Below are 24,210 nucleotides of genomic sequence, written 5' to 3' on the forward strand. Positions count from 1 at the left end.
TCTTCATGGCCTTTACAGTTGGGCGATGGTGGCGCGCACCTCCTGCACGCTCAGCACTTCGGTCAGCACCACGGGCGGCTTGCCGGCCCGGTAGAACACGTACACCGGCACGCCGTTGCGCCCCAGCTGGGCCAGCGCGGCGGTGATGGCCGGGTCGCGGCGCGTCCAGTCGGCGCGCAGCAGGACCACATTCTTGGCAGACAGGTCGGCCAGCACGTCGCTATCGGCCAGCGTCGTCTTCTTGTTGTACTGGCAGGTCACGCACCACGCGGCGGTGAAGTCCACGAACACGGGGCGGCCGCTGGCCACGATCTGCTCGGCCGCGTCCGGCGCCCAGGCCTGCCACTGCGCGCCGCCGGCGCGGGTGGCCTCTGCGGTGTGTGCGGGCGATGCGTTGGTGATGTGCGGCCCGAACGACCAGGCCAGCAACGCGAACGCGGCGACCGACACGGTGGCCATCCAGCGGCGTGCACGGCCCGCCAGCGACAGCGACCAGGCCACCAAGCCCACGCCCACCAGCAAGATCAGCAGCGCGCCCGCGCCGTCGATGCCGCTTTGCTGCCCCAGCACCCACACCAGCCACACCACGGTGGCGAACATGGGGAAGGCCATGAACTTGCGGAAGGTGTCCATCCACGCGCCGGGGCGGGGCAGGGCGCGCGCCACGGCGGGGATGAAGCTCGCGGCCAAGTAGGGCAGCGCCAGGCCCAGGCCCAGCACTGCAAACACCGCCAGCGCCTGGGGCACCGGCAGCGTCGCCGTGAGGCCCATCGAAGCACCCATGAACGGCGCGGTGCAGGGCGACGCCACGGCCACGGCCAGCACGCCCGTCAGAAAGCTGTCGGCCACCGGGTGGCGTGCCTGCAGGCTGGCCACGGACGACGGCAGAAAGTGCCCGAACTCGAACACCCCCGCCAGGTTCAGCCCGATCACGGTGAACAGTGCGGCCAGCCCCGCCACCACGGCGGGCGACTGCAGCTGAAAGCCCCAGCCCACCGCCTCGCCCGCAGCGCGCAGGCCCAGCATGAGCGCGCCCAGCAACAGGAACGACAGCACGACGCCGGCCGTGTAGGCCAGGCCGCTCAGGCGGTGCGCCCGGCGGTCCTGCGCGTGCTGGGTAAAGCCCACGACCTTGATCGCCAGCACCGGAAACACGCAGGGCATGAGGTTCAAGATGAGCCCGCCCAGCAAGGCCCCCAGCAGCGCGGCCGAGAGCGTGAGGGTGGATGCGCCGGAGCCCGCCAGCGGAGCCCCGGCGCCGCCGGTAGCCTGGGCTGCCTGTGCGGCATTGGCCTTGAGCGCCGCGTCCAGCGCGGGCGACACGCTGGCCACCGCGGCACCCTGCGGCCAGGTGCCCAGTACCTTGAGTTCTGCCCGGTAGCCGGTGCGGGTGTCGGGGCCCGTGCCGTGGGCGGCTGCGCCTTGCTCCGCGGCCCGTTCGGCCAGCACGACGGGCATCAGGCTGGGGCTGCTGCTGCGCTGGGCGGCCAGCGGAATTTTTGCCGTCCACACGCTGCCGTTCCAGGCCTGCGTCCACTGCACGGCGTTCTCGATGACTTCGCTGGTTTCCGGGAACAAATCCAGGGTCTTGCCGCGCAGCGCCACCGGCAGGCCGTGCACGCTGACCTGCAGCGCGTTGCCGTCGGCGATCTGCGCCTGGCTGTCTGGCACGATGCCGTTGGTGCCCGCCAGCACCGGCTGGGGCTGCGCCTTGGCCGCCGCCTCGAACGCGGCGCCGTTGAGCGCCGTGGTGCTGCGCAGGGGCAATTGCAGGGTGAACTCGCCCTCTTCGGGAATGCACTCCTTGCGGCACACCAGCCAGGAGGCGCGCAGCTGGATGATGGCGTCCTTGGCGAGCGGGCCGGCGGCAAAGGTGCTGGCCACCGTGACGGGCACGGGCAGCAGCACCGTGCCTTCATAGCCGTAGTTGGCCAGCGTGCCGATGGGGATCTTCCTGGGCAGAGGCCAGGCGATCTCGCCCGCGTCCAGCCCGGCGGGCAGCGTCCAGGCCAGGTCGGTGGGCAGGCCGGAATCGCCCGGGTTCTTCCAGTAGGTGTGCCACTCGGGCTGGTGGGTGATCTGCAGCCCCAGCCATAGCGGCTGGCCGGGTGCGACGCCCTGGGGCGCATGGGCCATCAGCTCGGCCCGGACGTACGGCGTGGTGACCACGCTGGTCCCCTGGCCTGTCGTTTTGGGGCTGAATTGGGCGTTGGCGCTTGTCCAGAAAGCGCTGGCAGCTATCAAAAGCAGAGTGACTGCAAGGCGGTTGAGCAGGCGTGAAGGCATGATTGCAGTGTGGGAGCGGGCGCGGCGCCGTTGGTTCCGGCCCGCTCCGTCGATTCCGGTGGTCCGCCATTGTGCGCGGGGCAGCCCGGCCGTTGAAAATCGGCGCGCCACGGCCCCGATGTGCTGGGGGGATGTAATCCCCGGTCATCCCCCTTCCAACCGGCGCTGGGCCACCGCCAGTGCACCTTGTGATCTGGCTGCCGGTTCACCGGGGACGTCCCTATGAAGGGGGAAGCCGCGCAGCGGCTCAGCGAGGCTACCGAGCCTCGAGGCTCAGATCCGCCCGCGGCGTCCACTTGTCGGGCTGGTTGCCCGACTTGGGCGCCGCCACGAAGAGCCGCTCGGCCGGCAGCTTCTGCGCCACCAGATAGCTGCGGATCGCCTGGCCGCGGTCGTGGGCCAGGTCGGCCGCCATGGCCTCGGTGGCGCTCTGGTTGGCCAGCAGCAGGGCTTCCATCTCGGGCACGGTGAGCTCCTTGGCCAGGCCGACCAGGTTGCGCGGCTTGGCCATGTCGGCGCGGCGGTACACCTCCTTGAGCAGGGCGGGGTATTCGGCGGCCGACACCGGGCTGCTGTCGGCAGGGTTGGCGCGGCGCTTTTCGGCCAGCACCTGTTGCTGCAGGCGCTCGCGCTGCAGGCCTTCGCGCTCGTCCTTCAGGCTGGCCATGCCGGTCACGGTGATCTTGAGCGCTGGCCGGTCGGCCAGGGCCTTCACCACCTTGTCCAGGTTCTGCTTCGCGTCCGCCGTGAGCGCCGCGCTGCCGGGCGCAAAAGCGACGTGGCTCATCTCGCTGCCGCCGCCAAAGGCGTTGGCCAGCAGGCTGAACGGAGCAGTCAGCGCCTTGCCGATCAGGTTGACGATGACCCGGCCGATGACCGGGCCCAGGCGGAACTGCGGGTCGTTCAGCGAGCCGCTGATGGGCAGGTCCAGGTCGATCACGCCGTCGCGGTCGGCCAGCAGGGCCACGGCCAGCTTCACCGGCAGGCTGTTGGGGGCGCCCTGCACGGGCTCGCCAAAGGTCAGCTGGTTGAGCACCAGCCGGTTGCTGGCGGTGAGCTGGCCGCTGGGCAGCACCTTGTAGTTCACGTCCATGCTGAGCTTGCCGCGCTCGATGCCGTGGCCGGCGTACTTCACGGCGTAGGGCGTGAGCGGCGGCAGCTCCAGGTCGCGCACCTTGCCCACGATGTCGAGCGCCAGCGGCTTGGCCAGCGGGTTGAGCTTGCCGGTGATCTCCAGCGACGCCGAGCCTTCCGCCCGGCCGCGCAGTTCGAGGTCCGCCAGCACGGGCTCGCCGCCGGGCGTCTCGGATGAGAAGGCGCTCAGCTTGCCGGTCAGCTCCGACAGATCCGCCGAGTAGTTGGGCTTGATGAAAAAGTCCGAGAACAGCACCTTGCCGTTGACCAGGCTCACCGGCCCGAACTGCACCACCGGTGCCAGCGGGTCGGCCTTGGCGACGGCAGCGCTGGCGGGTGTGCTGGCAGCGGCTGCCGACGCGGCGGCGGGCCCGCTGGCCGAGGCTGCGGCGGTGGCCGCATTCGCTGCACTGGCCGCGTTGGCTGCCTGCGCCTCGGCGGGCGTCTTGGCGATGTCGGTCAGGTTGATGCGGCCCGCCTCGTTCACCGTGATGCGCGCGAAGAAGTCCACCAGGCTGGTCTCCTTGACCTCCACGCGCGGCGCGGTGCCGGGCGCGGTGGCCACGGACAGGCCGCGCAGGTTCAGGCTCTTCCAGGCCAGCAGTTCCTCGCCCACCTGGGCCTCGGTCTTGGGCGTGGATGCAGCGGTGCTGTTGGCCGTGAGCTCGTCGATGGCGGCATCGCCCGCCAGACGCAGGCTGGGGCCCTTGTCGCTCAGAGCCAGCGCGACCTGGCCCTTGAAGCCTACATCGGCCCGCAGCAGCTCCACCGACAGCTGGCTGGCCAGGTAGCCATCCAGCGCATGCAGCGGCACCCGCGCCAGGTCGAGCTTGCCCTGCGCCGCCAGCGGCTGCAGGGCCAGCGTGCCCTGGTAGTCGATCTTGCCGGCCTCGGGTTTGGTGCTGCCTTTGCCGCCGCCCTTGCCTGGTGCGGCAGCGCGTGCGGACAGCTGGAACGCCTCGGGCTTGCTGCCGTCGCTGGCCAGGTTTTTGGCGGTGATGTTCAGCGCTGACAGGTCCATCGCCACGGGCCGCTGCTGGGCGTTGTCAGCAAAGGTGACGGTGCCGCCCTCGACCGCCAGGTCGGCCACCCGCAGCTTCCACGGCGGGGCGTTGTCGGTGGCGGGCGCGGGAATGGTGGCGTTGGCCGTTGGAGCAGTGGCCGTGGCGGGTGCCGATGCCTTCATCCAGCGCTCGAACATCCACCGCCCATCAGCGCCGCGCTCCACCGCCGCCAGGGGTTGGGACAGCGTCAGCTTGGCCAGCGTGGCCGTGCGCGCATCCAGCGGCACCTGCACGCCTTCCACGGCCAGCTTGCCCAGCCCGACCACGGTGGTGCGCCCCTGCTTCACTGCCAATTGCTCCAGCGCCAGCGGGCCCGCGGTCAGCGTCACGCCCGTGGCGCCGGCCTGCGCCGCCTTGGCGCCGGGCGCCTCCCACGCCACGCCCAGGTCGCCGGTGATCAGGCCTGCCACGGTGGGCTCCAGCACCTGCGCCAGGTAAGGCGCGGCCAGTTGCAGCGACAGCGCCTGCGCCGACGCGTTCACCTGCGCCTTCTGGTCGGTGGCCTCGCCGGTGAACTGCAAGCCGCCGTCCTGCAGCTTGAGCCCGCCCTTGAAGCTGAAGGGCTTGACGAGCGGCAGCGCCAGGTCCGCCATGTCGAGCGTGAAGTCCGTGGCCTGCAGCGTGGCGGCGGGCCGGGTGCCTTGGTCCGACCACCGCACGGTGCCGCCGCGCACCGCGGCGCGGTCCACGCGCACGGCCCAGGCGGGTGCCGCGGGGGGCTTGTTGCCTGCCTGGCTGGCGCCAGCGCGGGGCTTGGACGCCGCCATGCCTGCGCTCGCTGGCGGCGCAGCGCTGGACGGGGCGGCAGAAGCGCTGGCGGTGGTCTCGGCTGCCGAGGCTGGGGCGGCAGAGGGTTCGGCTGCCGCGGTGGCCGAGGCTGCGGTTGCCGGGTTGGGTATTGTCGTTGTCGTGGGTGTCGCTGCAGGGCTCGGGGCCAATTGCGCCAGATTGATCTGGCCCGATGCATCGCGCACCGCGGTGATCACGGGCGCGGTCAGCTCCACCTGGCTCAGGTGCACCACCTGCTCCAACGGGCGCACGTCGGCCATGTCGACCTTCAGGCGCTCGTACGACAGCAGGTCGCCGCCCTGGCGGTCGGTCAGGCGCACATCGCGCGCCTGCACCGTGCCGGTCAGCTTCACCGACATGCGCGGCGCCTGCTCGAAAGCCACCCTCACATCCACGTCCAGCGTGGCGTCCTGCACCTTGACCGGCAGGCTGGCGGGCAGGTAGCTCAGGTAGGGGGCCAACCGCAGGCCGTCCAGGCGGATGCTCGCGTCACCCCGGCCCGTCTGCGCAAACGGCGTGCCCTCGGCGGACGAGTCGAAGCGGCTGCCGTTGATCGCAAAAGACAAGTGGGGTTCGACCTTGACCTGCTGCTGGGTGGGCAGCGTGCTGATGAACGGCACCTTCAGCGCCAGGTCGCGCACCTCGTGGGTCTTGCCCACGCCCTGGTCCGTGAAGTCGACGCTGCCGCCCGTCAGCGCCAGGTTGTACAGCGCCAGGCGTGCAGGCCCGGTGGCTGGCTTGTCGCTGGGGGCTGTGGCCTTGGCGATGATGTCGTCCACGTCGTAGCGGCCGTCGCCCAGGTGCGTGACGCGCAGCACCGGGTTCTCGATGGTGAACGCGTCCACCACCGGTGCCAAGCGCAGCAGCGACTGCATTTCGCCATCCGCGTAGATGCGGCCGATGGTGAGCTGCGGCGGTGCGCCCGCAGCGCCTGCCACCGCGACGTCGCGCAGGGCCAGCTCCAGCGTCCACGGCTTGAAATCGATGGCGCCCACCGTCACGGCACGGCCCAACTGCGCGGTGGCCGCACGCTCCAGCGGGCCCTTGAGCAGCGGCGGCACGGCCAGCCAGGCCACCGCCCACACGCCGATCAACCCCGCCAGCGTGCAGGCCGCAGGGCGGAACCAGCGGTGCTGGCGGATGGAAGCGAGAGAGGCGGGGCGCAGGGCAGGCGGCATGGCGGCAGATTCAGGGGGCGCCGCGGCCCAGGCAGAGGCCTGGAAGGCAAGACAGACAACAGGCAATACAGCCGCGCGCGTGGGTCGCTATTGTCCCTGTTGTGCAAAAGCCTGGGTAAGCCATTGCAACGAAGGCGCGGGCCCGGTTCAAGATTGTTGACGTTGGGCCTTCTCGCGCGTCGAAGCCCCCTGCACCGCGCAGCGGGGTCAACGGGTGCTGGGCATCCGAAGCAGCTTCACCGGGCGTGCTTTTGGCGTGGCCTCACTGGGCAAACCCCAGCACCACCCTGCGGGTGGTGGCGCTCTTCTTTTCGATCTTGGTCACCACGATGGCCCCGATCTCCGCGGTGTTGGCCACGTGCGTGCCGCCGCAGGGCTGCAGGTCGATCAGCGGTGTGCCGCCATCACCCCCGTCACCCCCGATGCGGATGGTGCGGATGCGCCCCGTGCCGCGCGGGGGCTGCACGCTCATGCTCTTGACCAGCGTGGGGTTCGCGTCCAGTTCCTCGTCGCTGATCGAGGCCACGGTCAGCGGGTGCGCAGCAGTCACCAGCGTGGCGATGGCGGCAGTCAGCTGGTCCTTGTCCAGCGGGTCGGTCATCGCAAAGTCCAGCCGCGCATAGTCGGGAGTGATGGAGCAGCCGTTGACCAGCTGCGGCACCACATGGCACAGCAGGTGCGACGTGGTGTGCAGCCGCATCATGCGGTGGCGGCGCTCCCAGTCGATACGGGCCGTGACCGCAGTGCCGGCGGCCAGCTGCGCCAGGCGGTCGTCTTGTCCCGGCGCCGGCACATGCACGATGTCGCTGGTGGGCTTGCCATCGGCGTCCTTGCCCTTGCGGGTGTCGGCGATGGCGATCTCGGTGCCGTCGGCAAGCGCCAGCACGCCGCTGTCTCCCGCCTGGCCACCGCCCAGGGGGTAGAACACCGTTTGGTCCAGCACGATGCCGGCGTCGGTGATGGCGGTGATGTGGGCGCTGCATTCACGCAGGTAGGCGTCTTGTCGGAAGAGGTCGTGGGTCATGGGTTCCATGGTAGCGCCGCGGCACCGCCATGTCCCTGCACGGCTACCATGGCGGGCATGACTGCCGTTCCCAACACCGCCCCACTGCCTCCGCTGCCCTCGCGTTTCTGGGCCGACCTCTCGACACGCGACTTCGCGCAGTTGAAAGTTTCCGGCCAGGCCGCGCACACCGTGGCGGTGCTGCCCGTGGCCGCCATCGAGCAGCACGGGCCGCACCTGCCGCTGTCGGTGGATGCCACGCTTCTGCAGGGCGTGATCGACGCCGCGCTGCCGCAGCTGCCCGCTGACCTGCCGGTGCTGTTTTTGCCCCCGCAGAATGTGGGCCTGAGCCCGGAGCACATCCGCTTTCCCGGCACGCTCACGCTGTCGCCCGCCACGGTGATCGCGCTGTGGACCGAGATCGGCGAATGCGTGGCGCGCGCGGGCATCCGTAAGCTGCTGCTCTTCAACGGCCACGGCGGCCAGGTCAGCGTGATGGACATCGTGGCGCGCGAGCTGCGCACCCGCTGCGACCTTATCGTCTACAGCGCCAGCTGGTTCAGCCTGCCGCTGCCCGATGCGGTGGCCGGGCAGTTCAGCGCGCAGGAGCACCGCTTCGGCATCCACGCCGGCGAGATCGAGACGTCAATGATGTTGCACCTGGCGCCTGGCACCGTGCACATGGAGCACGCGCGCGACTTCCGCTCCACCTCGCAGGACCGGTCGGAGCAGTACGCCATTCTGGGCAACGGCAAGAGCGCCAAGCTGGGCTGGCAGATGCAGGACTACCACCCCGCCGGCGCGGTCGGCAATGCTGCCGGGGCCTCTGCCGCCAAGGGCCAGGCTGTGGTGGCCGCTGCGGCGCAGCAGCTCGTGGCGCTGCTGCAAGAGGTGCATGCGCTTCCCCTGTCAACGCTGGTGAACGAGGCGGGCGCGCCCTAACGTGGCGGTGGGACGGCCGCTGCACAGACACCGGTGGCGTTCTGTCTGCTGGGTGTGTGAGGCAGTTGGTAGAGAGCTGCAAATGCCGCGCTACGCCAAGCGCCAGGGCGGGTTCTTGCGGTTGTCACCGGCCCGGAACAGGCAGATCACATTGCCGGACGGGTCCGCCAAGCGTGCTTCGCGCCAAAGCCAAGGCTCGTCTTTGGGTAGCTGTGTGAACTGGAATCCCGCGGCTTGCAAAGCCGCCACCCTCACGTCGAGGTCCGCGCATTCAAAGTACACGACAACGCCCGTCTCACGTGGGCCCCCATGGTCTGCGTGCAGCGAGAACGTAGCGTCGCCCTCCGGGCACTCGAAGCGGGCGTACCGGGGTGGCGCGTGAACGATCAGCAGGAAACCCATGTTGCGATAGAACGCGACAGCGTCGTCGAGGTCCGCGACAGGCAACGTGATCTGGTTGAGATTCATGAGCGATTTTCTTTTTTCTGACCCTGTTTGCGCCAAGGTACCTAACGGGGCATGGAATGGGTCACCAAAAGCTGGGGTTGTCCGGGCTCCGCCTCGCTGAGCACGCGCGACATGAGCTGCACGTGTCGCCCGATGTCGTTGCAGCCCAAACGCTTTATGGGTCTTTGGGCCTTGCGCCTGTAGCGCCTGTCAGCTTCAACCTTGTGCTGGTTCCCAAGTCTCTTGCGCTGGGCGAGGTCTTTTTCCGCGCCTCAGCAAAAGCAGACGTACTGTCACCCCCAGCATACCCACAGCGAACATGCTGGCCACGATGGGCCGGTCCAGCACCAGTGGCAACCATTCACCCCGGCTCAGCAGCAACGCTCGCCTCAGGTTTTCTTCCAGCATGGCAGATGCAGACAGGCCGACCAGCAGGGGCACGACGGGGCAGTCGAGTTGCAAGAAAAGCATGCCCAAGGCCGCCAGCGCTACACAGGGCCACAGCAGGTCGGGCGTCAACCCATACCATGCCAGCAGCCCTGCACACCACGCTGTCGCGAAAGGGCCCGTCCAGGCCGGGCGCTGCAGCCATCCCGCGGTGGCAATGAAAGCGCCTGAAGCAGGCCAAAAGCCCAGGCAAAGATACACCGTGCTCCAGAGCCTTGTGCTTCGGGGGGGCGCTTTGGAATGCGGTGGCGGCGGTGGGGCGTCCGGTCTGGGGATGAGGTGTTGCGCGATGTGGGGAACGAGCAGTGCGAAAATTCCCAGGCAGGCCACAACCACGGACGGGTCTTCGTGCAGCAGTGCAAGACCCGTCATATCGCGCAGATCACCGGCTGGGTCTTGTCCTTGAGTCCCGAGCAACAGGCCCACCACTGCCATACCGCTGGAGCGGGGCAGTGGCTGTGGCGCAGCCAGGCAGACCCCCATCAGCAGCAGGGTCAAGGTGGCCGCATATTCTGCAGGTCCGAACCGAAAAGCAATGTCTGCCCAGGTCATGCGGGTCGCCTCTCCGCGATATGTTGGAGGAGGTTGTCGTGGCAGGTCGCTGTGAGCATGGGGCGAGATTCTCGCACCGGGGTGCCGCCCGCCGGGAGCATGAAAGGCCGCACCGGCGGCTACACCAACTCCCGCAGCACCATCGTCACCACCCGCTCCTGCGCGCTGGCACCGCGCAGGCGCAGCGCAACGGACGTGCCCGGCTCGCCCGCCAGTTGGGTGCGCAGCCAGATCGCATCGGTGGCTGCAAGTTCACGCCCCTGCACGGCCAGCAGTGATTCGCCCCGGCGCACGCCCGCTTCGTCGGCCGGGCTGCCGCCCACCACGTCCAGCACATCGAACCGCTCGCCCGTCCACCGCGCCACCAGGCCGCTGCGGGGTCCGGCAAAGGGTTCGGCCAGGGCGGCCTGCGGCTCGAGATACATAGCACCGCCCGCCGCATCGATGGTGACGGCGAAGCGCTGCCACAGCTCTCCACCCAGGTTGCCCATCCAGGCATCGCTGCCGAACAGCCCGCCCGTGGCCAGCGAGAGGTGCACCGGCACGCGCGGCAGTTGCCAGGGTCCGATGTCGAACGTGGGAAGGCGGGCCACATCGGCCCAGGTGGTGCCACCCACGCTCACGCCGGTGAGCATGCGCACCGAGGGCTGCAGCGCAGCGCGCAGGCCCAGCCGCTCCACCACCGGGCGAAACAGCGTCACGGCCCCGGCGTCGCCCGTGTCGACAGAAAACCAGCCTGCCTGCCCGGCTGCGGTGGCTTGCACCAGCATTTTGCCGCCCGGCAGCACCCGCAGCGGGAGCAGCACGGCTGCAGGCGATGGGGCAAGACGGCCGGGTGCGGCCAGCGTGGCCTGCGCGCGGCCTTAGTCCAGGCGCACCGAGAAGGCGCGCCAGAACGTGGCGCCCAGGATGCCGTCGTAGTCGAACTCGACTGGCATGGGCACGACGAACGCGATCTCGCGCTTGAGGTGCAGCGCTTCTCCCACGGCAAGGTCATCCACCACCGTCCAGGGAACGGGCTCGTCGGAGGCTTCGGCGCCCGAGCTGGGCACCCGCTCGGTGGACAGGGGCAGGCCCAGCAGCTGTGCGGTGCGGGGCGTGAGCACGTTGTGGTCCGCGCCCGTGTCGAGCAAGAACCGCAGGGGCTGCCCGTTGACGCGCACGGCCAGCGACATATGGGTTTGTCGGCGCTCCAGGGGCACGGTGAAGGGGCCGGGCGGCGGCACCACCTCCGCCTCAGCGCCCAGGCCCAGCGATCCGCCGCAGCCATTCAAGCCCGCCAGCGGAAAAGAAGACACCGCCAGGGCACGGCCCAGGACTTCGCGACGGCGCATGGCAACTCCCGTTGTTTGAGAGTTGCTATTAAACAGTAAAAAATTATTGTTTTACAGAAATTTATTGCAAGTCCGCGCAATGCTCAGGCGTGCGTGATCCAGTCTAGGTGCGGGCCTTCATTCAAATGCGGCAGGGTGTTGAACGTCTGCATCATCAGCCGCTTGGGCGCGATCGAGAACTCCGTCACTGCGCTGTTGCGGATGCGCATGTTGAGCGCAATGGTGACCTCGGGCGCTGTGCCCAGCACCTCGCCCACCGCAGCAGAAATGGGCCCGCCGCTGCTCACCATCAGCACGTTCTGGCCCGCATGGTGGTGGCGCACGTGGTCCAGCGTGGCGCGGATGCCGGCCGAGAAATCGTTCCAGCTGGGCATGCCCTGCGGGCTGATGACGCCGGCCATCCATTGCGCCAACGCGTCGCACAGGATGCGAAAGTGCTGGTGGTACTTCTCGGGCGTATCGGCAGGGCCCAGGGGCTGGGGGTGGATGGCGGCGATCAGCGCATGGCTGTCGTATTCGTTGAGGGCCGGCAGCTGCAGCGCCTCGGGCGCGATCTGCAGGCCTTCGGCAATGCCCTCCAGTGTCTGCGTGTGGCGGCGCAGCGTGCCGGTGATGACCGCGTCAAACCGCAGGCCGCGCGCCCGCCAGTACTCGCCCAGGCGCACGGCCTGCTCGCGGCCGCGCGGGCTCAGCTGGTCGTAGTCATCGGCGCCAAACGAGGCCTGGCCATGGCGCACGAGGTAGAGGGTTCCCATGCGGCGGATTGTGGAAACAAACATCGTGGCCGCTTGTCACTGGGGCGACTGGTGCTATCGAATTGTGAGTTTCTTGCTGCCGTGCAGCATTGATGGCGGCGGTGCAACAGTGTGTCTGTGGAGCGTGTTGGCGCTGGCTAAAATTTATAGCGCAGAGTCAGAGGGAGGCTGAACATACTGACGTTCGGCCAGCGGCTTTGCTTATTCGTCACTCAAAAATCATGAAGAAAACAATTTATCTCGCGCTGGCACTTTCCGTGCTGATGACCGGTTGCGCGTCGGTCAACATGGCTTCCAAAGAGCAGTCCGCCAAGGCCAAGGAGTTTCAGCAACCACCTGAAGGCAAAGCGGGTGTTTATCTCTATCGCAACAGTGTGTTGGGCAAGGCCGTGACAAAAGACCTTCGCATTGATGGCGCTTGTGTGGGCACCAGCGCCCCCGATGTTTTTTTCTACACCCAGGTGGATGGTGGCAAGAACCACACGGTAGAAACTGCTTCTGAATTCTCCCCGAACAAGTTGGAGATCGCGTTTGAATCGGGCAAGAACTACTTCATTCGGCAGTTCATCAAGATGGGCGTGTTCGTGGCCGGTGCAGACCTGGAGCAGGTGCCTGAGGCGCAAGGCAAGGCAGACGTCGCCAAGCTGGAAATGGCCGAGGGCGGGAAATGCAGTCCTCCCGCCAAATGATCGGTAGGCTCCGCAGCCGTTCATCCGGCGCTTAAAAGGAACAAAGGGGCTTCCAAGCCCCTTTTTTTTTATTCGCGCAGAGCATCAACCGCTCAGCACGCCGCTGAACATGGGCGCATCCACATTGCCCCCCGTCAACGCCAGCCCCACGACCTTCCCCTTCAATGCACCGCGCTCCTGCAGCGCCGCCGCCAGCGCAGCAGCACCCGCCCCTTCGGCCACGTTGTGCGTGTCCGTAAAGATCGCGCGCATGGCTGCGGCCACCTCGTCGTCGCTGACCTGCACGATGTGGTCGATGTGCGGGGCGATGATGGACAAGGCCTCGGCGTCGGCCACGCGGCAGGCCATGCCGTCGGCCAGGTGGGTGGTCACGGGCGCCTCGACGACGCGGCCGGCGGCCAGCGAGTCGGCGTAGGTGGTGGCGTGGCTGCTGACCACGCCCACCACGCGCACGCCGTGGCCCAGCGCCAGCTTGGCGGCAATGGCCGAGCAGGCACCCGAGCCCTGGCCGATGGGCACGTAGGCCACGTCCATCTGCGGCACGGCGCGCAGGAATTCCCACCAGTAGGTGCTCACGCCGCGCAGCAGGTCGGGGTGGAAGCTGGGCACCATGTGTGCGCCGCGCTCGGCGGCCAGCTGGATCGCGAATTCGCGCGCTTCCTGAAAATCCGCGCCGTGCTCGATGAGCGTGACGCCCAGGGCGCGCATGGCGGCGTTCTTCTCGACCGAGTTGCCCTGTGGCACGACGATGGTGCAAGCCACGCCATGGCTGCGCGCGGCCCAGCCCATGCTCTGGCCGTGGTTGCCGCGCGTGGCGCTGATCACTTCGCGGGGCATGGCGCCGCGCTTTGCGAGCTGGTCGAAGTAGGTGAGGCCGCCGCGGATCTTGAAGGCGCCGACGGGTGTATGGTTCTCGTGCTTGAGCCAGCAGTCGGTGCCCAGGCGTTCACTCAACAGGCCCCAGCGGTACTGCGGCGTGGGCGGGAAGTCGCGGTACACCACCTGTGCGGCGGCTTCGATGTCGGCCAGGGTGGGCAGCAGCGCGGTGGCGGGGTCGAGGCGGGCGTTCATGCGGCGGCTTTCTTTTCGGTGAGGAGTCGGAGTGCGAGCAGGCCGAGGACGGTGCCCATGACATAGCGCTGCGCCCGCATCCAGGCGGCGTTGCGGTTAAGGAACAGCGCCACGCGCGCGGCGCACAGGATGAGCAGTGCGTTGACGACCGCGCTGGTGGCGATCTGTACGCTGCCGAGCGTCAGGCTCTGCAGCAGCAGTTGGCCGCGCTCTGGGTGCAAAAACTGCGGGAAGAACGACAGGTAGAACATGGCGACCTTGGGGTTCAAGAGGTTGGTCATGAAGCCCATGAGGAACAGCGTGCGGGGGCCGTCGTGCGGCAGGTTGCGGGCCTCGAAGGGCGCGGCGCCGCCGGGCTTGACGGCCTGCCAGGCCATCCAGAGCAGGTAGGCGGCGCCGGCGTAGCGGATGGCGTCGAAGGCCAGCGGCACGGCGGCCAGCAGCGCGGTCAGGCCCAGTGCCGCCGCCAGCAAGTGCACCAGAAAACCCAGCACCACACCGCCCAGCGAGACCAGCCCCGCACGCGGCCCCTGCGTGAGGCTGCGCGAGACGCAATAGACCATGTTGGGGCCGGGCGTGAGCACCAGAACCAGGGCGGCCAGCGCAAAGATCAGCAGTTCCTGTGCAGAAAAAAGCATCGTGGTTACTCCGGTGTGAATGACGATACGGCGACCGGTCCGCGTGGCGTGGTCAGTTGCGCCGTGAGGCGGGGGGCGCCACCTGCGGCGATCGCTACCTGCGCTGCCACGCCGATCGCCTCGCACGCCGCCTGCAGCGTGGCCGCCTGCGGGTGCTGCAGCGCCAGCGATTGCAACTGCACGCCGCTGGCGGGCAGGCTGTCGCACGGGTGCACGGGGCCCCACTGGATGAGCGTGGGCAGGCAGCCGTCCATCAGGCGCAGGCCGTCTTCGCGCACGGTGATCTGCCACTGCAGCAGGCCCTGTGCGGTGGGGCGGCTGGCGGCGATGATCTCGCCGCGGTCCAGGTCCTGCGCGGCCAGGGCGGCGCACCGGTCCTCGACGTCAGGCACCGCGGCCACCCAGTGGATGAGCTGCGGCCCGTGGTCTGCCACCTGCTGCTGCAGGGCCGCATCATCCATGTCAAACCACCGCCTACCGCTTGATGGTATTGCGCTAGTAGCTCCTTTATTGATAGCAATGACTTCCAGGTAGGCGCGCGGGTGCGCTGGGCTGGAGACATTGACAATGCGGTTGTGGGTGCCCATCAGCGGGTGCTCGCCACCCGCCGTGGGGGTGATACCTAGCGTGCGTTCGCACCAGGCCACGCCCGACGCCAGGTCTGCGGCCAGCACGACGAGGTGGTCCACGCACGGCGGCCGTGCCGCACTGGCCGGGGAGCTTGCGGCGGCCGTCACAGCAGCACCTCGCCCGAGACGCAGGTGACCGAGCTGCCGCCGACCCAGATGGTGTCGCCGTCCTGCTCCACAAGCACGCGCCCCGCGCGGGCCAGGCACGTGCCCTGGCTGGCCACGTACTGGGCGGGGGCCAGGCCCGCGCCGATGAGCCACTGGGCCAGCGCGGCGTTGAGGCTGCCCGTCACCGGGTCTTCGGCCAGGCCGTTGTTGCCGGGGAAGAAGGCGCGCACTTCGAAGGCAATGCCGTCCGCGTCCGTGCTGCCGATGACGCCGACTTTTCCGCGTGGTCCGACCACGCCCACATCGAGCTTGCCCAGGATGCTCGCATCCGGCTTGAGCGCCAGCACCTGCTCGCTGCTGCGCAGCATCACGCCGCGCCAGTTGGGGCCGTTGTCGCACCAGGCGTGGTGCAGGATGTCGCTGCGCGCCACGCCCAGGCCGCGCGCGATCAGGGCCACATCGTCTTCAGGCAGCGGGCCGCTCTTGATGAGGGGCGGCGCTGCGAACGCCAGGCGCTCGCCGTCCTGCCGCAGCGTGACCAGGCCCACGCCGCATTCCTGCACCACGGTGCCCGCCACCTGCGGCTGGCCGCCGGCCTGCAGCCAGGCGTGGCAGCTGCCCAGCGTGGGGTGGCCGGCAAACGGCAGCTCGCGCCCGGGGCAGAAGATGCGCACCCGGTAGTCCGCGCCGGCCGCGCGGCCCTCGGGCGTGGGCGGCAGCAAAAAGGTGGCTTCCGACAGGTTGGTCCAGTTGGTGAACTCCTGCATGGCCTCGGTGGTCAGGCCGGTGCCATCGAGCACCACGGCCAGGGGGTTGCCGCGGTAGGGCTGGTCGGTGAAGACGTCGACTTGCTTGAAAGGGCGCTGGTGCATGGTGCTCAAAGTCCTGGTGTCGATGGGTGATGAAAAAAATGGAAGAGGGGGCAGAGGACGGAAACGCCGGGGGTGCGACCGGCACTCTCGCGGCGTTGCTGCTGTGGGTTCGGTCGGCCCTTGGGGCCGGGGTGGATCAACCGGTGGGGGGCGGGGCGATGGACAGTGAATTCACAGCAGCACGGTCCCTTCTATGCAGGTGACGGCCTGGCCGCCGACCCAGATCTGCCCGGCATCGTCTTGTCGGATGTGCACGCGGCCGGCGCGGCCCAGGCATTCGCCCTGTGCCACCAGGTAGCTTGGCGGCGCCAGGCCGTCGGCGATCAGCCATTCGGCCAGGCTCGCGTTCAGCGTGCCGGTGACGGGGTCTTCCGGGTTACCCATGGGCGCGGCAAAGGCGCGCACCACGGCGCCGGGCTGGCGCATGTCGCTGGCCTGCGGGCCGACGTGGATCACGCCCACGTCCTGGCCCAGGTCTTTGAGGCGCGCGTGGTCGGGCTTGAGGCCGAGCACCGTCTCTGCGCTGTCGAGCAGCAGGCCCAGCCACACCGGGCCGTTGTCCAGCAGTTGTGCGCCGCGAATCTGCTGCGGGCGCACGCCCAGCGCGCTGGCAATCAGCGGCACCAGCGCGGGGCTGGGCGCGCTGCGCGCCAATGGCGGCGCGGCAAAGGCCAGCGTGCTGCCGCTGTGCTCCACACGCACCAGGCCCAGGGCCGATTCCTGCATCACCATGCCCGCCACGCGCGGTGCGTTGCCGGCCTGCAGCCAGGCGTGGCAGGTGCCCAGCGTGGGGTGGCCGGCAAACGGCAGCTCGCCATTGGGGCTGAAGATGCGAACCCGGTAGTCCGCACCCGCCGCACGCCCAGCCTCGGTGGGCGGCAGCAGGAAGGTCGTCTCCGACAGGTTGGTCCAGGCCGCAAAGCGGCGCATGTCGCTCTCGCTCAGGTCCTGTGCATCCAGCACCACTGCGACCGGGTTGCCGTAGCCCGGCTGGTCGCTGAACACGTCGATCTGCTTGAAGGGGCGCTGGTGCATGGCAACCTGCGCTCAGGAGAGAGGTTGGTCCAGGACGCCGATAGCGCCCGTGCGGCTGCTCACTGCCAGGTACCAGCGCTCCAGGTGCGGGCGCGCGGGGCGCTCTTGCGGCAGGCCCCACCAGCGGTGGATCTCGCACGCCACGGGGATGTCGGCCATGGTGAAACGCTCGCCGGCCATGAAGGGCTGGCGCGCCAGGTGGGCATCGAGCAGGGCCATCAGCGGTTCGGTCACTGCCACGGATGCGGCGATGAGCGCATCGTTGCGCTGCGCGGCAGGGGTGCGAATCCACTGCAGGAAGGCATCGCGCCCGGCGGGGTTCAGCGTGGTCTGCTGCCAGTCCATCCACTGCTCGGCCACAAAGCGCGCGGGCAGGTCTTCGGGGTACAGGTTGCCCAGCGAATGCCGGGCGCACAGGTAGCGCACGATGGTGTTGGACTCCCACAGCACCGCGCCCGTGTCTTCGTCCTCGACCAGCGGAACCAGGCCATTGGGGTTCAGCGCCAGAAAGCGCGGCTCGCGCACGATGCCGAACTGACCGCCCGCATCGGTGCGCTGCACCGACGGCAGGCCCAGCTCCTGCACGGCCCACACCACCTTGCGCACATTGATAGACGACATGCGTCCCCACAAGCGCAGCATGCGTCAGCCCTTGGCCTGCGCGGCCAGCAGGTCGCGAACGGCCGCGGCCAGCGCCGCGATGCCGGTGGCGATCTGCTCCACGCTCGAGGTCACGAACGACAGGCGCAGCGTGCGCGGGTCGGCGTTGTCGGCATAGAAGGCAGCGCCGGGCACGAAGGCCACGTTGCGCTCCACCGCCTTGGGCAACAGCTCCACGGCGCTCATGCCGTCGGGCAGGCGCACCCACAGGAACATGCCGCCGTCGGGGCGGTTCCAGTGCACGTCCAGGCCCTGCATCTCCTTCGTCAACGCAGCCAGCATGGCTTCGCACTGCTGCTTGTACAGCGCGCGGATGGTGGGCACGTGGCGGTCCAGGAAGTTGCCCTTCATCACCTCGGCCACCAGGCGCTGGTTGTAGCCGGGGGTGTGCAGGTCGGCCGCCTGCTTGGCCTGCAGCAGCTTGGGGTACACGGCCTTGGGGGCCACGACGAAGCCCAGGCGCAGGCCGGGGGCCAGCACCTTGGAGAACGAGCCCATGTAGATGCAGCCATCGGGGTTGCGGGCCGTGAGCGGTGCGGGCGGCGGATTGTCGAACCACAGGTCGCCGTAGGGGTTGTCTTCGACCAGCGGCAGGTTCAGCTCGGCCGCGGCCTTGACCAGCTCGGCACGGCGCGCATCGCTCATGGTGCGGCCGGTGGGATTCTGGAAGTTGGGCAGCACGTACAGGAAGCGGGCCTTGTCGGCGCCGGTGCCCACCTTGGCCCGGAGGTCGTCCACCAGCACGCCTTCATCGTCGCTGGCCACGGACACCACGGTGGGCTCCATGGGCGTGAAGGCCTGCAGCGCACCCAGGTAGGTGGGCGTCTCGACCAGCACGCGGCTGCCTTCGTCGATGAGCACCTTGGCGATCAAGTCCAAGGCCTGCTGCGAGCCGGTGGTGATCAGCACCTGGTCGGCATCCACATCCCAGGGCAGGAAGTCGGCGATGGCCTGGCGCAGCGGGGCATAGCCTTCGCTGGCCGCGTACTGCAGGGCGGCCGGGCCGTCATTGGCCAGCACGGCGGCCGAGGCTTCGGCAAAGGCCGAGACCGGGAAGGTCTTGGGTGAGGGCAGGCCGCCTGCCAGGCTGATGATGCCGGGCTTCTCGGTGACCTTGAGGATCTCGCGGATGACCGAAGGGTTCATGCGCTCGGCGCGGCGCGCCAGGGTCCAGGTGCTGGTGGGTGGAAGGTCGTTCAGTTTCATTGTCGTTCTCCTCCGGGCGGTCCCCAAAAGACCACCCATGTTGCAAAGTCGTCAGAAAAATTCTCGAAGCGGTGCACTTGCCCCGCCGGTACAAAAAAGGCGTCGCCAGCAGCGCAGCGGTGGCGGGTTCCGTCCTGCACGAATTCTCCGCTCCCGCGCTGGATGAAGTACAGCTCGTCCTGCGCGTGGGGCTGCTGAGGGTCCTGGCCCCGGGGCGCATACAGCTCGGTGCGCATGCTGCCATGGCGCAGGAGTTCCACGAACCGCTCTCCGGCAGGGCCGGGCAGTTGCTGCAAACCTTGATCCACGGAGTATTTCACAGGGCCTCGTGCGTCGTTGTGTGGCTCAGTCCACGATGAACAGCGTGGCGCCCTGGGGCGACTCGGAGCGGTGGGGCTCCGCGTTGTCGGCCACCTGGTAGCTCATGCCGGGCGTCAAAGTGAATGTGCGGCCGTCTTCCAGCTCGGTGTGCAATTCTCCGCTCACGCACAGCAGCACGTGGCCTTTGACGCACCAGTGGTCCGAGACATAGCCCGGCGTGTACTCGACCATGCGCACGCGCAGGTCGCCGAACTGCTGGGTGCGCCAAAACGCCTGGCCGGCCTGCGCGCTCTTTTCCTCGCGGGGCAGGGCAGACCAGTCGGTGGTGGCAAACGGGATGTTGTGCATCTGCATCTTCGGGACTCCTTCAAACGCACCACGGCCTGGATCGCGGCGCGCACAGTGTGCTGGCGGTCATGCGGTGGCTCCCTGGTGAACGGGCATCTTCTTGCCCGCAAAAACGGTGGCGATCACGGCCAGTGCGAAGCACGCGGTGACCAGGTCCAGGCGCTCGCCCAGCAGCGGCACCGCGAACAGCAGACTCAGAAAGGGCTGCACCAGCTGGATCTGGCTGACCCGCACGGCACCCAGCGCCAGCGCGCGGTACCAGGCAAAGAAGCCGATCCACATCGAGAACAGCGCCACGTAGGCGAACCCCGTCCAGGCCATCGCACTGATCGCGCCGGGCACGGCGGGTGCAAACCACCAGGCCACGGGCAGGGTGAGCGGCAGGCTCAAGGCCAGCACCCAGCAGATCACTTGCTCGGCGCCCAGGCTGGGCGTGAGGCGTGCACCGCCGATGTAGCCGAAGGCACCCGTGGTCATCGCGATGATGAGGTAGATGTTGGCCGCGCCCAGGTAGAAGCCGCCCGCACGCCAGGCCATGAAGCCCAGCACCAGCCCGCTGCCCAGCACCGCGCACGCCCAGAAGCCCGCCGAGGGCCGCTGGCGGTACCACAGCGCACCCAGCACCGCCGTGGACAAGGGCAGCAGCGCCGTGACCACCGCGCCGTGCGTGCTGGGCACATGCCGCAGCGCCAGCGCCAGAAACAGCGGAAAGCCGACGATCACGCCGAACGCGGTCACGCCCAGCAGCGGCCAATCCGGGCGGCGCGGCACGTTCAGCTGCCCGCGGCTGCGCTGCCACGCGAGGTACGCGACGGACAGCAGCCCCGCCACCGCAGCGCGGCCGAAGGTGACGAACCATGGCGACAGTTGCGGCGCGTCCACCGGGCCCACGGCCAAGCGTGTCATCGGCAGCGTGGCGGCGAACAAAGTCACGCCCACCAGACCCCAGACCAGGGCTTCACGCTCTTGCGCGCGGTTCATAGCGTGAGCATCCACACGGCGGTCACCACCAGCACCAGGGCCAGCGCGCGGTTGAACCACAGCAGGCGGGTGCCCTGGGCCAGCCACTGGCGCAGCAGCGAGCCGATCAGCGCGTATACAAAATTGCTGGTGAAGGCGAACAGCATCATCACCACGCAGATGATCGCCAGGCGCTCACCGGGGTTGACGGCGGGCTGCCCCGCGGCGTTGACCACCCAGCCCGCGCTGAGCGTGAGCGCCAGCATCCAGGCCTTGATGTTCACGAACTGCAGGCCCACGCCCTGCCAGAAGGTCACGTTCAGGCGGGCGCTGTCCACTTCGGCCAGCTGGCCCGCACGGCTGAGCTTGTAGGCCAGCCACAGCATGTAGGCCACGCCTGCCAGCGTCACGCCCCAGCGCAGGGCGGGCACGCCGGTGATCAGTGCACCCAGGCCCAGGCCGCTGGCCAGCATGAGCAGCGTCCAGCCTGTGGGCACCGCAAAACAAAATCGCAGCGCGCGCTTCAGGCCCAGGTTGGCCGCAAGCGCCGTGGACAGCGTGGTGTTGGGCCCCGGCGAGAAGCTCATCGCGGTGCAGAACAGCAGCAGGGCAGTCAGTTCGGTGGCGCTCATGGTGCGGGAGGTGCGGTGTTCTGGTGGGGAGACTTGTCAATGCCGAGGCTTCAATGTAATCTTGGCTGCCAGTACACAACCAATACAGTTCAGCAGCGCAGTTCGCAATCTGTATTGGCCGCGATAACAGTACACAAGCGCACTGCAAGAACGCTGTACGCACACTGCAAGGACCCCGCCATGCTGATGAAAACCACCACCCAGTCGCTCACCGAACAGCTGTCGGCGCGCTTTGGCGAGCGCATCCGCAACCGGCTGCTGGCACCGGGTGCGCGGCTGCCGTCGGTGCGGCAGTGCGCGCAGCAGCACGGCGTGAGCCCGTCGACCGTGGTGGCGGCGTACGACCAGTTGCTGGCGCAGGGCCTGGTGGAGGCGCGCAAGAACCGCGGCTTCTTCGTGCGCGAGGCCACCACCGGCCAGGTCGAACGAGCGCCCGAGGACGAAGCCACCTCCGCCGAGGCCGAGCGCGGCATGGGTAACTGGAGCACCGCGCACTGGTTTGCAGCCCGGGGTGCCGGGCGCGGCGCGGCGCGCGGCGCACCACTCGTCAACGCCACGGCGCTGATCCGCGGCATGTTCCACAAGATCAGCGACAAGCCGCAGCCCGGCATGGGCGTGTTCCCGCCCGACTGGCTCGAGTCCACCTTCATGCCCGCCGCGGTGCGCAAGGTGACCAGCACCCGCGCGCTGAACGAGTTTTCGCTGCAGTACGGCGAGCCGCTGGGCGACACGGGGCTGCGCAGGGTGCTGTCCAAAAAACTCGCCACGCTGAACGTGCATGCCACGCCCGAGAACATCATCACCACCGTGGGCGCCACGCATGCGCTCGACATCGTGAGTCGCACGCTGCTGCGCCCGGGCGACCCGGTGATGGTGGAGGAGCCCGGCTGGGCCGTGGAGTTTGCGCGGCTGGCGGCCCTGGGCATGCACATCCTGCCCGTGCCGCGCCGCGCCGATGGCCCCGACCTGGAGGTCATGGCCCGGTACTGCGAGGTGCACCAGCCCAAGCTGTATGTGAGCGTGAGCGTGTTCCACAACCCCACGGGCTACTGCCTGTCGCCGGGCAGCGCGCACCGCATCCTGCAGCTGGCCAACCAGCACAACTTCCACATCGTCGAGGACGACACCTACAGCCACATCGCGCCCGAGCACGCCACGCGCCTCACCGCGCTGGACGGGCTGCAGCGCACCATCTACGTGAGCGGCTTCGCCAAGATCCTCGCGCCCAACTGGCGCATCGGCTTCCTGGCCGCGCCATCTTCACTCATCGAGCAGCTGCTGGACACCAAGCTGCTGGCCACGCTGACCACGCCCGCGCTGCTGGAAAAAGCGCTGGCGCTGTGCATCGAACAGGGCCAGCTGCGCCGCCACGCCGAGCGCATCCGCACCCGCCTGGACGCCGCCCGCGCACGCAGCGTGAAGCTGGCGCTGGGCGCAGGCTGCACCTTCGCCGCCGAGCCCGTGGGGCTGTTCGGCTGGGTGGAGACTGGGGTGGACACCGACGCGCTCGCGCAGCGCATGCTGGACGAGGGCTACCTGCTGGCGCCCGGCGCGCTGTTCCATGCCGAGCGCAAGCCGAGCACACTTATGCGCATCAACTTCGCGACCACGCAGGAGGCGGCGTTCTGGAAGACGTTTGCGCGCGTGCGCGATGAGCAGGGGCGCTGAGCCGGTAGAGAGGGCTGGCGCGAGGCCCCACCGCACCACCAACGAGTACGAAGCCGGAACCCGAAACCCGGAACCCGGCCATCGTGTGCATGGGCGCTGCCACGGCCAGTGCCAGCGTGAATACGGCTTTGCCGGGCACCGGTGGCGTCCCCCTCGGGGGATGGCGCGAAGCGGCGCAGAGGGGAAACTTATTTCCTCTCGACTTCGAGGTCTGCCAGCACCCGCAGCAGCGCGCGGTTGACTTCCTCGAGGTCCATCTCGTGCGTCTCGCACAGCTGGCGGATGGCGCTGGCGTCGTCGGTCTCCAGCGCGCAGGCCATCTGCAGGCCGGCGGCGTACGGGCCGGTGTGCAGCACGGTGGCGTCGTAGATGCGTTCGGACAGCGGCAGGCGGCGCAGGATGGTGCCCAGGGGCTCGCCCATCAGGTCGTCGATCTGCGACAGCAGGCCGCACAGATAGATCTCGCGGCGCAGGTCGTTCTCGATGCCTGCGTCCAGCAGGTGGGCGGTGAGTTCGGCGCGCATCACCATGGATTCGCGCACGGGCTGCATGTTGGGGTCGGTGCTGGCGTGCGGCAGTTGGTCGGACAGCCAGCGCTTGATGGAGCCGTAGCCCATCATCACCAGGCCCCGGCGCAGCGAGTCGATGCCCGTGCGCAGGCCCAGCGCCGCCGAGTTGGTGTAGACCATGAAGCGGTAGGCCAACAGCGGGTCTTCGCCCATGATGGCTTCAAACGTCTCGAGCGACTGCTCCGCGTCAATGGCCTTCATGAGCTTGAAGATCACCGCGTGCGACGGCTGCTGGGGGTGGTGGCGCAGGCTGTAGAGCACGTCTTCGGCGGGCCAGCCGGCCAGCGCCATCGCGTTGTGCTCGTCCAGGCAGCGCTCCATCAGGGCGCGGCTGGCGATGCCTTCGTACATCTGCCCGGCCAGGATCGGCGGGCCCGAGCGCGCGCCCGCGGCGCCGGGGCGGCCGGGGGCCGGGGGCTTCAGGGCTGCCACCGCGTCTTCGGGCCGCAGGCTCAGCAGGCTGTTGTCAAAGCACTGGGCCACGTCGGGCTCGGGCAGCTTGCCCAGCTCGCCGCGCCACACCAGCCGCAGGCCGCGCTGGTGGGCTGCCTTCACGCGGGTGTAGATGGCCGAGTCGGCCAGCCACTCGCCGCGCACCTCGATCCACGGTGCGCCACGGGGGGCGTGCTCCAGCATGTCGCACAGCAGCTGGCGGTTCTGGGGTGACAGGAGGATGGGCGGGGAGCTGGCGGACCAGAGCTCCTGCAGCGTGCGCAGCAAATGCGCCGCGTCGACCACCACCGACGCATCGTTGTGGGCATAGAGCTGGATGCCCGCGAGCTTGCGGGCCCGGCTCCACAGGGGGCGGTAGCCCAGAATCAGGCTGCCAAGGACAGATTGGACCATGTGCTCTCAGGCGTTGTCTCATGGGGT

General features: G+C 68.8%; 23 protein-coding genes. 3 read left to right on the forward strand and 20 right to left on the reverse strand.

Annotation, left to right across the window (positions count from 1 at the left end):
* Window positions 1–12: 12 nt before the first annotated feature.
* From ASF16_RS23040 to ASF16_RS23050, 3 genes are all read right to left on the reverse strand, one after another.
* Window positions 13–2,286 carry a protein-disulfide reductase DsbD gene (locus tag ASF16_RS23040; protein WP_056172756.1) on the reverse strand — a complete coding sequence of 758 codons (2,274 nt, stop codon included), beginning with the start codon at window positions 2,284–2,286 and terminating at the stop codon, window positions 13–15.
* A gap of 256 nt (window positions 2,287–2,542) precedes the next feature.
* A complete protein-coding gene (locus ASF16_RS23045; RefSeq protein ID WP_056172759.1) occupies window positions 2,543–6,451 on the reverse strand; it encodes a DUF748 domain-containing protein in 3,909 nt (1,302 codons plus the stop codon).
* Between the two features lie 262 nt (window positions 6,452–6,713).
* Window positions 6,714–7,475, reverse strand: a complete 762-nt coding sequence (locus tag ASF16_RS23050; RefSeq protein WP_056173039.1) for an alanyl-tRNA editing protein — start codon at window positions 7,473–7,475, stop codon at window positions 6,714–6,716.
* A 57-nt stretch (window positions 7,476–7,532) separates the two neighbouring features.
* Between ASF16_RS23050 and ASF16_RS23055 the strand changes: the two genes are divergently transcribed.
* Entirely contained in the window at window positions 7,533–8,396 is an 864-nt protein-coding gene (locus ASF16_RS23055; protein WP_056173043.1) for a creatininase family protein, read from the forward strand.
* 90 nt (window positions 8,397–8,486) lie between these two features.
* Here ASF16_RS23055 and ASF16_RS23060 read toward each other — a convergent pair whose 3' ends face one another.
* The 5 genes from ASF16_RS23060 to ASF16_RS23080 all read right to left on the reverse strand — a co-directional run bounded on the left by ASF16_RS23060 (window position 8,487) and on the right by ASF16_RS23080 (window position 11,931).
* Complete coding sequence (locus tag ASF16_RS23060; RefSeq protein ID WP_056172762.1) at window positions 8,487–8,864, reverse strand: VOC family protein; 378 nt, start codon at window positions 8,862–8,864, stop codon at window positions 8,487–8,489.
* Between the two features lie 195 nt (window positions 8,865–9,059).
* Window positions 9,060–9,842 (reverse strand): tripartite tricarboxylate transporter permease, encoded by a 783-nt coding sequence (locus ASF16_RS23065; RefSeq protein WP_156372204.1) that lies wholly within the window; start codon window positions 9,840–9,842, stop codon window positions 9,060–9,062.
* Between the two features lie 119 nt (window positions 9,843–9,961).
* A complete protein-coding gene (locus ASF16_RS23070) occupies window positions 9,962–10,648 on the reverse strand; it encodes an aspartyl protease family protein (protein ID WP_056172767.1) in 687 nt (228 codons plus the stop codon).
* Between the two features lie 57 nt (window positions 10,649–10,705).
* Window positions 10,706–11,176, reverse strand: coding sequence for a retropepsin-like aspartic protease (locus tag ASF16_RS23075; protein ID WP_056172770.1), 471 nt, complete (start codon window positions 11,174–11,176; stop codon window positions 10,706–10,708).
* An 83-nt stretch (window positions 11,177–11,259) separates the two neighbouring features.
* Window positions 11,260–11,931, reverse strand: a complete 672-nt coding sequence (locus tag ASF16_RS23080; RefSeq protein ID WP_056172772.1) for a histidine phosphatase family protein — start codon at window positions 11,929–11,931, stop codon at window positions 11,260–11,262.
* Between the two features lie 221 nt (window positions 11,932–12,152).
* On the opposite strand from ASF16_RS23080, the gene ASF16_RS23085 reads away from it, so the two are divergent.
* Window positions 12,153–12,620, forward strand: coding sequence for a DUF2846 domain-containing protein (locus tag ASF16_RS23085; protein ID WP_056172775.1), 468 nt, complete (start codon window positions 12,153–12,155; stop codon window positions 12,618–12,620).
* 84 nt (window positions 12,621–12,704) lie between these two features.
* Here ASF16_RS23085 and ASF16_RS23090 read toward each other — a convergent pair whose 3' ends face one another.
* From ASF16_RS23090 to ASF16_RS23140, 11 genes are all read right to left on the reverse strand, one after another.
* A complete protein-coding gene (locus ASF16_RS23090; protein ID WP_056172778.1) occupies window positions 12,705–13,691 on the reverse strand; it encodes a threonine dehydratase in 987 nt (328 codons plus the stop codon).
* The gene (locus ASF16_RS23095; protein ID WP_056172781.1) at window positions 13,688–14,329 is read right to left on the reverse strand and encodes a LysE family translocator; all 642 of its coding nucleotides are present in this window, start codon (window positions 14,327–14,329) and stop codon (window positions 13,688–13,690) included. The genes ASF16_RS23090 and ASF16_RS23095 overlap by 4 nt, the downstream gene beginning before the upstream one ends.
* A 5-nt stretch (window positions 14,330–14,334) precedes the next feature.
* Window positions 14,335–15,018 (reverse strand): VOC family protein, encoded by a 684-nt coding sequence (locus tag ASF16_RS23100; RefSeq protein ID WP_056172783.1) that lies wholly within the window; start codon window positions 15,016–15,018, stop codon window positions 14,335–14,337.
* A 44-nt stretch (window positions 15,019–15,062) separates the two neighbouring features.
* On the reverse strand, window positions 15,063–15,938 hold the full coding sequence (locus ASF16_RS23105; protein ID WP_056173047.1) for a PhzF family phenazine biosynthesis protein: 876 nt from the start codon (window positions 15,936–15,938) through the stop codon (window positions 15,063–15,065).
* A gap of 171 nt (window positions 15,939–16,109) precedes the next feature.
* The gene (locus ASF16_RS23110) at window positions 16,110–16,973 is read right to left on the reverse strand and encodes a PhzF family phenazine biosynthesis protein (RefSeq protein ID WP_056172785.1); all 864 of its coding nucleotides are present in this window, start codon (window positions 16,971–16,973) and stop codon (window positions 16,110–16,112) included.
* 12 nt (window positions 16,974–16,985) lie between these two features.
* Complete coding sequence (locus ASF16_RS23115) at window positions 16,986–17,615, reverse strand: glutathione S-transferase (protein WP_056172788.1); 630 nt, start codon at window positions 17,613–17,615, stop codon at window positions 16,986–16,988.
* A 3-nt stretch (window positions 17,616–17,618) separates the two neighbouring features.
* A complete protein-coding gene (locus tag ASF16_RS23120; protein ID WP_056172790.1) occupies window positions 17,619–18,839 on the reverse strand; it encodes a PLP-dependent aminotransferase family protein in 1,221 nt (406 codons plus the stop codon).
* Entirely contained in the window at window positions 18,836–19,159 is a 324-nt protein-coding gene (locus ASF16_RS25750) for a cupin domain-containing protein (RefSeq protein ID WP_082517113.1), read from the reverse strand. The genes ASF16_RS23120 and ASF16_RS25750 overlap by 4 nt, the downstream gene beginning before the upstream one ends.
* Window positions 19,160–19,184: 25 nt before the next feature.
* The gene (locus ASF16_RS23130) at window positions 19,185–19,514 is read right to left on the reverse strand and encodes a DHCW motif cupin fold protein (protein WP_056172810.1); all 330 of its coding nucleotides are present in this window, start codon (window positions 19,512–19,514) and stop codon (window positions 19,185–19,187) included.
* 60 nt (window positions 19,515–19,574) lie between these two features.
* Entirely contained in the window at window positions 19,575–20,489 is a 915-nt protein-coding gene (locus ASF16_RS23135; RefSeq protein WP_056172813.1) for a DMT family transporter, read from the reverse strand.
* Window positions 20,486–21,100, reverse strand: coding sequence for a LysE family translocator (locus ASF16_RS23140; RefSeq protein WP_056172816.1), 615 nt, complete (start codon window positions 21,098–21,100; stop codon window positions 20,486–20,488). Before ASF16_RS23140 ends, ASF16_RS23135 begins: the two co-directional genes overlap by 4 nt.
* Window positions 21,101–21,280: 180 nt before the next feature.
* Here ASF16_RS23140 and ASF16_RS23145 point away from each other — a divergent pair, with 180 nt between their 5' ends.
* Entirely contained in the window at window positions 21,281–22,768 is a 1,488-nt protein-coding gene (locus ASF16_RS23145) for a PLP-dependent aminotransferase family protein (RefSeq protein ID WP_056172819.1), read from the forward strand.
* 188 nt (window positions 22,769–22,956) lie between these two features.
* Here ASF16_RS23145 and ASF16_RS23150 read toward each other — a convergent pair whose 3' ends face one another.
* The gene (locus ASF16_RS23150) at window positions 22,957–24,183 is read right to left on the reverse strand and encodes an HDOD domain-containing protein (RefSeq protein ID WP_056172822.1); all 1,227 of its coding nucleotides are present in this window, start codon (window positions 24,181–24,183) and stop codon (window positions 22,957–22,959) included.
* Window positions 24,184–24,210 lie beyond the last annotated feature (27 nt).

Source organism: Acidovorax sp. Leaf78 (assembly GCF_001422735.1).
Taxonomy (GTDB): Bacteria; Pseudomonadota; Gammaproteobacteria; order Burkholderiales; family Burkholderiaceae_C; genus Acidovorax.

Excerpts from the sequence above, each read along its gene's own strand:
- ASF16_RS23040 (WP_056172756.1), bottom strand. The coding sequence starts at position 2,286 with ATGCCTTCACGCCTGCTCAACCGCCTTGCAGTCACTCTGCTTTTGATA.
- ASF16_RS23045 (WP_056172759.1), bottom strand. The coding sequence starts at position 6,451 with ATGCCGCCTGCCCTGCGCCCCGCCTCTCTCGCTTCCATCCGCCAGCAC.
- ASF16_RS23050 (WP_056173039.1), bottom strand. The coding sequence starts at position 7,475 with ATGACCCACGACCTCTTCCGACAAGACGCCTACCTGCGTGAATGCAGC.
- ASF16_RS23055 (WP_056173043.1), top strand. The coding sequence starts at position 7,533 with ATGACTGCCGTTCCCAACACCGCCCCACTGCCTCCGCTGCCCTCGCGT.
- ASF16_RS23060 (WP_056172762.1), bottom strand. The coding sequence starts at position 8,864 with ATGAATCTCAACCAGATCACGTTGCCTGTCGCGGACCTCGACGACGCT.
- ASF16_RS23065 (WP_156372204.1), bottom strand. The coding sequence starts at position 9,842 with ATGACCTGGGCAGACATTGCTTTTCGGTTCGGACCTGCAGAATATGCG.
- ASF16_RS23075 (WP_056172770.1), bottom strand. The coding sequence starts at position 11,176 with ATGCGCCGTCGCGAAGTCCTGGGCCGTGCCCTGGCGGTGTCTTCTTTT.
- ASF16_RS23080 (WP_056172772.1), bottom strand. The coding sequence starts at position 11,931 with ATGGGAACCCTCTACCTCGTGCGCCATGGCCAGGCCTCGTTTGGCGCC.
- ASF16_RS23085 (WP_056172775.1), top strand. The coding sequence starts at position 12,153 with ATGAAGAAAACAATTTATCTCGCGCTGGCACTTTCCGTGCTGATGACC.
- ASF16_RS23090 (WP_056172778.1), bottom strand. The coding sequence starts at position 13,691 with ATGAACGCCCGCCTCGACCCCGCCACCGCGCTGCTGCCCACCCTGGCC.
- ASF16_RS23095 (WP_056172781.1), bottom strand. The coding sequence starts at position 14,329 with ATGCTTTTTTCTGCACAGGAACTGCTGATCTTTGCGCTGGCCGCCCTG.
- ASF16_RS23105 (WP_056173047.1), bottom strand. The coding sequence starts at position 15,938 with ATGCACCAGCGCCCTTTCAAGCAAGTCGACGTCTTCACCGACCAGCCC.
- ASF16_RS23110 (WP_056172785.1), bottom strand. The coding sequence starts at position 16,973 with ATGCACCAGCGCCCCTTCAAGCAGATCGACGTGTTCAGCGACCAGCCG.
- ASF16_RS23115 (WP_056172788.1), bottom strand. The coding sequence starts at position 17,615 with ATGCTGCGCTTGTGGGGACGCATGTCGTCTATCAATGTGCGCAAGGTG.
- ASF16_RS23120 (WP_056172790.1), bottom strand. The coding sequence starts at position 18,839 with ATGAAACTGAACGACCTTCCACCCACCAGCACCTGGACCCTGGCGCGC.
- ASF16_RS23130 (WP_056172810.1), bottom strand. The coding sequence starts at position 19,514 with ATGCAGATGCACAACATCCCGTTTGCCACCACCGACTGGTCTGCCCTG.
- ASF16_RS23135 (WP_056172813.1), bottom strand. The coding sequence starts at position 20,489 with ATGAACCGCGCGCAAGAGCGTGAAGCCCTGGTCTGGGGTCTGGTGGGC.
- ASF16_RS23140 (WP_056172816.1), bottom strand. The coding sequence starts at position 21,100 with ATGAGCGCCACCGAACTGACTGCCCTGCTGCTGTTCTGCACCGCGATG.
- ASF16_RS23145 (WP_056172819.1), top strand. The coding sequence starts at position 21,281 with ATGCTGATGAAAACCACCACCCAGTCGCTCACCGAACAGCTGTCGGCG.
- ASF16_RS23150 (WP_056172822.1), bottom strand. The coding sequence starts at position 24,183 with ATGGTCCAATCTGTCCTTGGCAGCCTGATTCTGGGCTACCGCCCCCTG.